5 protein-coding genes are annotated in these 5,282 nt (G+C 69.1%); 3 read left to right on the top strand and 2 right to left on the bottom strand.

The annotated features are described in order from the left end of the window. Positions 1–152: 152 nt before the first annotated feature. Entirely contained in the window at positions 153–1,043 is an 891-nt protein-coding gene (gene metF / locus V7050_RS17835) for a methylenetetrahydrofolate reductase [NAD(P)H] (RefSeq protein ID WP_324368823.1), read from the bottom strand. Between the two features lie 135 nt (positions 1,044–1,178). On the opposite strand from metF, the gene V7050_RS17830 reads away from it, so the two are divergent. The 3 genes from V7050_RS17830 (at position 1,179) to V7050_RS17820 (ending at position 3,440) form a co-directional block, all read left to right on the top strand. Further along, positions 1,179–1,487 (top strand): virulence factor, encoded by a 309-nt coding sequence (locus V7050_RS17830; protein WP_324368825.1) that lies wholly within the window; start codon positions 1,179–1,181, stop codon positions 1,485–1,487. 18 nt (positions 1,488–1,505) lie between these two features. Next, positions 1,506–2,426 (top strand): methylenetetrahydrofolate reductase, encoded by a 921-nt coding sequence (locus V7050_RS17825; protein WP_324368827.1) that lies wholly within the window; start codon positions 1,506–1,508, stop codon positions 2,424–2,426. 84 nt (positions 2,427–2,510) lie between these two features. Continuing rightward, on the top strand, positions 2,511–3,440 hold the full coding sequence (locus V7050_RS17820) for a methyltetrahydrofolate cobalamin methyltransferase (RefSeq protein ID WP_324368829.1): 930 nt from the start codon (positions 2,511–2,513) through the stop codon (positions 3,438–3,440). 46 nt (positions 3,441–3,486) lie between these two features. Here V7050_RS17820 and lpdA read toward each other — a convergent pair whose 3' ends face one another. Then, positions 3,487–4,875: a dihydrolipoyl dehydrogenase gene (gene lpdA / locus V7050_RS17815; RefSeq protein WP_324368831.1), complete on the bottom strand. Its 1,389-nt coding sequence runs from the start codon at positions 4,873–4,875 to the stop codon at positions 3,487–3,489. Positions 4,876–5,282: the final 407 nt, after the last annotated feature.

Here is a 5,282-nt window from a genome sequence, read left to right as displayed (position 1 = left end):
GGGGGGCTGAACCCCCCCGCCACCGGCGGGGAGATCATCGACGGGGTCGTGGTCGGACCGCCACCGGGGGGGTGCGCCAAACCGTCGCGCCCCGCCGCGCGATCAGGTCAGCGGTGACCTGACCCGCCGGGATATCCCGGCGGGTTTCCCGCTCAGGCCGCCCCACCCTCCGCCATGGCGAGCGGCGCGGCGGCATAGCCGAGCGCCCGGCAGACGTCATAGGTCAGGTCGGGGTTGTTGAGCGTGTAGAAATGCAGATGCTCCACACCCTCGGCCCGCAGCGTGTCGCATTGATCGGATGCGATCGCCACGGCGAGCAGATGCGCCGTCTCGGGCGAATCGGCGCGCGCGAAGGCCTTGTGCATCCATTCGGGCACCGTCGCATGGCAGCGGGCGGCGAAATTCGTCATGCGCCCGAAATTCTCCACCGGCAGGATGCCGGGAATGATCGGCGCGCTGATCCCCGCCTGCGCGCAGGCGTCGCGGAAGCGCAGGAAATCCTCGTTCTCGAAGAAGAACTGCGTGATCGCGTTGCTCGCGCCCGCGTCGATCTTGCGCTTGAGATTGTCGATGTCCGCGGCGAGGTCCACCGCGTCGGGATGCTTCTCCGGATAGGCCGCCACGGAGATCTCGAAGCCGCCCAGCTGCCGCAGCCCGGCGACGAGATCGGCGCCGGAGGCGAAACCCTCGGGATGGGGCTCGAATCGCGCGGCCCCCTTGGGCGGGTCGCCCCGCAGCGCCACGATGCGCCGGACCCCCATCCGCGCATAGCCGCGCGCCACGGCCAGGGTCTCGGCGCGGCTGGCGCCCACGCAGGTGAGATGCCCCGCCACCGAAAGCCGCGCGCGCTCCACGATGGTCTGGATCGCCGCATTCGTGCGGTCGCGCGTGGTCCCGCCCGCGCCGAAGGTCACCGAGACGAATCGCGGCCCCAGCGGCGCGAGCCGCTCGACGGACCGCCAGAGCCGCAGGCTGGCCTCGGGGGAATGTGGCGGAAAGAATTCGAAAGACAGGCTCGGAAGAGCCCCATCCGTTCTGGTCATGTGCACCGGTCCATACCGACAATGAGATTTGCAGGCGCGAGGATACCGCTGGAAATGCGATCCGGCAACGACTAACTGCGGCGCCTGTTGCAGCGTACGCTGGCACCGCGACGAACAACCCTTGAGGAGCCCGCCATGCCCCAGGTCATCATCGTCTACTGGCGCGATATCCCCGCCCAGGTCATCGTCGGCACCGGGCGGCGCGCCGCCAAGCTTCAGCTGCCGGAGCGCTTCGAGCAGGCCATCGACCGCTGCGCCATGAAGGTCGGGGCACGCGACGCCGACGCCTATCTCGCGGAATGGCGCAAGGGCGAGCCCTACCTTGTCGAAGGCGATGCGGCGGATGTCGCTTCCAGCGAAGCGGCACGGCTCGAGGCGGCGTTTAGTCCCGCCGAGATCAAGGCCCTGATCGCCAACGAAGGCTGGGCCACCCCGAAGACCTGATGCCGGAGCAGACCCTTGGTGAACATACTGAACTTCGCCCGCCGGCCCTCCGGCCCCGCGGCCTCCGACACTGCCGCGCTCGCCGCGCTGATGCAGGATTTCTCCATCGAGGTCATGCCGCGCACCGCCGCGAAGATCGAGGACTTCCGCAGCATCCTGCCCGCCGGGACCAGGGTCTACCTCGCCCATATCGACGGCACGGAATTCTCCGAGATGCTCGCCGCCGCCCGGCGTCTCGCGGACGAGGGCTTCGCGGTCATGCCGCATTTCCCCGCCCGCGGCATCGCCTCCCGCGCCGAGCTCGAGGCCCGAATCGGCGCCTATTCGGATGTCGGCGTGCGCCAGGCGCTGGTCATCGCCGGCGGCATCGCCACGCCCCGCGGCCCCTTCGCCGATTCGATGCAGCTCCTCGAGACCGGCCTCTTCGACCGCGCGGGCTTCAACCACCTGCATGTCGCCGGCCATCCCGAGGGGAACCGCGACATCGACCCCGCCGGCGGCGAGGATACCGTCATGGCCGCCCTGCGCTGGAAGAGCGACTTCCAGACCCGCACCGATGCAAGCATGGCCATCGCCACGCAATTCGCCTTCGAGGCCGGCCCGATCATCGACTGGGCGGGCCGCGTCCGCGCCGCGGGGATCACGCTTCCGGTGCATATCGGCATCGCCGGCCCGGCCAAGCTCCAGACCATGATCAAGTTCGCCATGGCCTGCGGCGTCGGCGCGAGCCTCAGGGTTCTCCAGCGCCGCGCCGCCGATCTGAGCAATCTCATCCTGCCGTTCGAGCCGACGGAGATCCTGACCGGGCTCGCGCGGCACAAGGCCGCGAACCCCGATTTCGCCGTGGAGCGCGTGCATCTCTTCCCGCTCGGCGGCATCACGGCCACCACCGACTACACCGCGGCCCTCGCCGCCCGGCCGCTGCGCGCCCGGGCCTGAGCCGACGGAGACTGGCCGCGGCGGCATCCATGGTGTAGGACCGCGGCGTTATTCCCGTTTCACTGCCCGGAAGGCCCGCGCCGCATGACCCGCACGATCGTTGAATCCAAATCCCGCACCGCGATCATCGGCTTCGACCAGCCGTTCTGCGTGATCGGCGAGCGCATCAACCCCACCGGCCGCAAGATCCTCGCCGCCCAGCTCGAGGCCGGCGATTTCTCCACGGTCGAGAAGGATGCGCTCGAGCAGGTCGCCAGCGGCGCCACCATGCTCGATGTCAATGCCGGCGTGGTCTACAATTCCAACCCCAATCCCAACGAGACCGAACCGCCGCTGATGCGGCAGATGATCGAGCTCGTGCAGGGGCTCGTCGACGTGCCGCTCTGCATCGATTCGAGCGTGCCAGGCGCGCTCGAAGCCGGGCTCGAGGTCTGCCAGGGCCGGCCGCTCCTGAACTCCGTGACCGGCGAGGAGGAGCGGCTGGAGCGCGTCCTGCGGCTGGTCAAGAAATACAACGTGCCCGTCGTCGCCATCTCCAACGACGATACCGGCATCTCCATGGACCCCGAAGTGCGCTTCGCCGTGGCGAAGAAGATCGTCGAGCGCGCCGCCGATTTCGGCATCCCGGCGCATGACATCGTCGTCGATCCGCTGATGATGCCGATCGGCGCGCTCTCGACCGCCGGGCTTCAGGTCTTCACCCTGGTCCGCCGCCTGCGCGAGGAACTGGGGGTCAACACCACCTGTGGCGCCTCCAACGTCTCCTTCGGCCTGCCCAACCGCCACGGGATCAACGCGGCCTTCCTGCCCATGGCGATCGCCTCCGGCATGACCTCGGCGATCATGAATCCGGTGCGCCCGCAGGAGATGGACGCGATCCGCGCCGCCAATCTCCTGATGGACAACGACCCCAACGGCGCGGCCTGGATCAGGGCCAACAAGCCGCCGCTCGCCGAAGGCGAGGCCGAGGCCGGCGCCCGCGGCCGTCGCGAGGGTCGCCGCCGCCGCGGGTAGAGGCCCCGCGCGGCCTTTCGCGCCGGGCCCTGCCCCCGAGACCGCGTCAGGCGTGGATCGCGCCGTCGCCGCAGGCGAGCGCGGCTTCGCGGACCGCTTCCGAGAAGGTCGGATGGGCGTGGCAGGTGCGTGCCACGTCCTCGGCGGCGGCGCCGAATTCCATGGCGACGCAGATCTCGTGGATGAGCTCGCCCGCGGCGGGGCCGATGATATGGGCGCCGAGCAGGCGGTCGGTCTCCTTGTCGGCCAGGAGCTTGACGAAGCCGTCGCCGGCGAAATGCGACTTGGCCCGCGCATTGCCCATGAAGGGGAACTTGCCGACCTTGTAGGCGCGGCCCTCCTCCTTCAGCGCCTCCTCGGTGGCGCCGACCGCGGCGACCTCGGGGCTGGTGTAGATCACGCCAGGGATCACGCCGTAGTTCACATGGCCCTTCTGGCCGGCCAGTACCTCGGCCACCGCCATGCCCTCGTCCTCGGCCTTGTGGGCGAGCATCGGCCCCTTGATCGCGTCGCCGATGGCGTAGATCCCCTTGACGCTGGTCTCCCAATGCGCGCCGGTCTCGATCTGGCCGCCCTTGCTGGTGGCGATGCCGAGCGCTGCGAGCCCGAGCCCGTGGGTATAGGGGCGGCGGCCGGTGGCGACCAGCACCACGTCGGCCTCGAGCTCGTGGAGGCTGTCGTCCTTGCGCAGCTTGTAGCTGAGCGTCGCCTTGCCCTTGCCCGCCTCCGCGCCCTCCACGGCGGCGCCGAGCACGAATTTCAGGCCCTGCTTGGTGAGCAGCTTCTGCAGCGTCCGGCAGATCTCGAGATCCATGCCGGGGGTGATCTGGTCGAGGTATTCCAGAACCGTCACTTCCGCGCCGAGCCGGGCATAGACCGAGCCGAGCTCGAGGCCGATCACGCCGGCGCCGATCACCGCGAGGCGCCTGGGCAGCTTCGCGAGTTCGAGCGCGCCGGTGGAGGTGACCACGACCTTCTCGTCGACCTCGACCCCCTTCAGGCTCGAGGGCTCGGAGCCGGAGGCGATGACGATGCTCCGCGCCTTGTGGATCTCGTCGCCGAGCTTCACCTCGCCCGCGGCCGGGATGCTGGCCCAGCCCTTGAGCCAGTCGACCTTGTTCTTCTTGAACAGGAACTCGATGCCCTTGGTATTGGTCTCGACCGTTGATTGCTTGTAGGCGAGCATCTTTCCCAGGTCGATCTTCGGGGCGGCGCCGATCAGCCCCATCTTCTCGAAATTGGTGCCGGCCTCGTGATACATCTCGGAGGCGTAGAGCATGGCCTTCGAGGGGATGCAGCCGACGTTGAGGCAGGTGCCGCCCAAGGTCTCGCGGCCCTCCACGCAGGCGGTCTTCAGCCCCAGCTGGGCGCAGCGGATGGCGCAGACATATCCCCCCGGCCCCGCCCCGATCACGATCACGTCGTATTCCGCCATTTCCTGTCCCTCTCAGACGCTTGCGGCGCAGATCATAACGGGTGCCGCGGGGAAGCCAACCGCCCAGGCTCAAGCTTTGCGGGGTCGCCGGACGCGCCGATGGCGGCGGCGGAACCGTCCCCATGGGGACGGGGAACAACGCCATGATTTCATTTGATATTTTTATTAACGCCGCATGAACGGGATCCTCCGGTGCGCTTTGCGGCGTTACTCTTTGGCGAGTGGTCGAGCCTCGGGTAGAGGCGGCACCAGCTCCTGACGCCGGCACCGCCCCGCCCGCCCGACACCGCAGCCACGGGGCCGTGCCCCGGGAAAGGAAGGAAGGCCGCGCCGCGCGCGGCCCGCGGGGCATTCCCCCGGACCGAAAAGGCGAGGCGCCGGTGGCGCCTTGCCCGGTCCGGTCGCCC

It is taken from the genome of Amaricoccus sp., assembly GCF_036846665.1.
GTDB lineage: Bacteria > Pseudomonadota > Alphaproteobacteria > Rhodobacterales > Rhodobacteraceae > Amaricoccus.
This window is presented reverse-complemented; position numbering and strand designations above follow the sequence as displayed.

Coding starts and splice junctions, on each gene's coding strand:
- V7050_RS17830 (WP_324368825.1), top strand. CDS start 1,179: ATGCCCCAGGTCATCATCGTCTACTGGCGCGATATCCCCGCCCAGGTC.
- metF (WP_324368823.1), bottom strand. CDS start 1,043: ATGACCAGAACGGATGGGGCTCTTCCGAGCCTGTCTTTCGAATTCTTT.
- V7050_RS17820 (WP_324368829.1), top strand. CDS start 2,511: ATGACCCGCACGATCGTTGAATCCAAATCCCGCACCGCGATCATCGGC.
- lpdA (WP_324368831.1), bottom strand. CDS start 4,875: ATGGCGGAATACGACGTGATCGTGATCGGGGCGGGGCCGGGGGGATAT.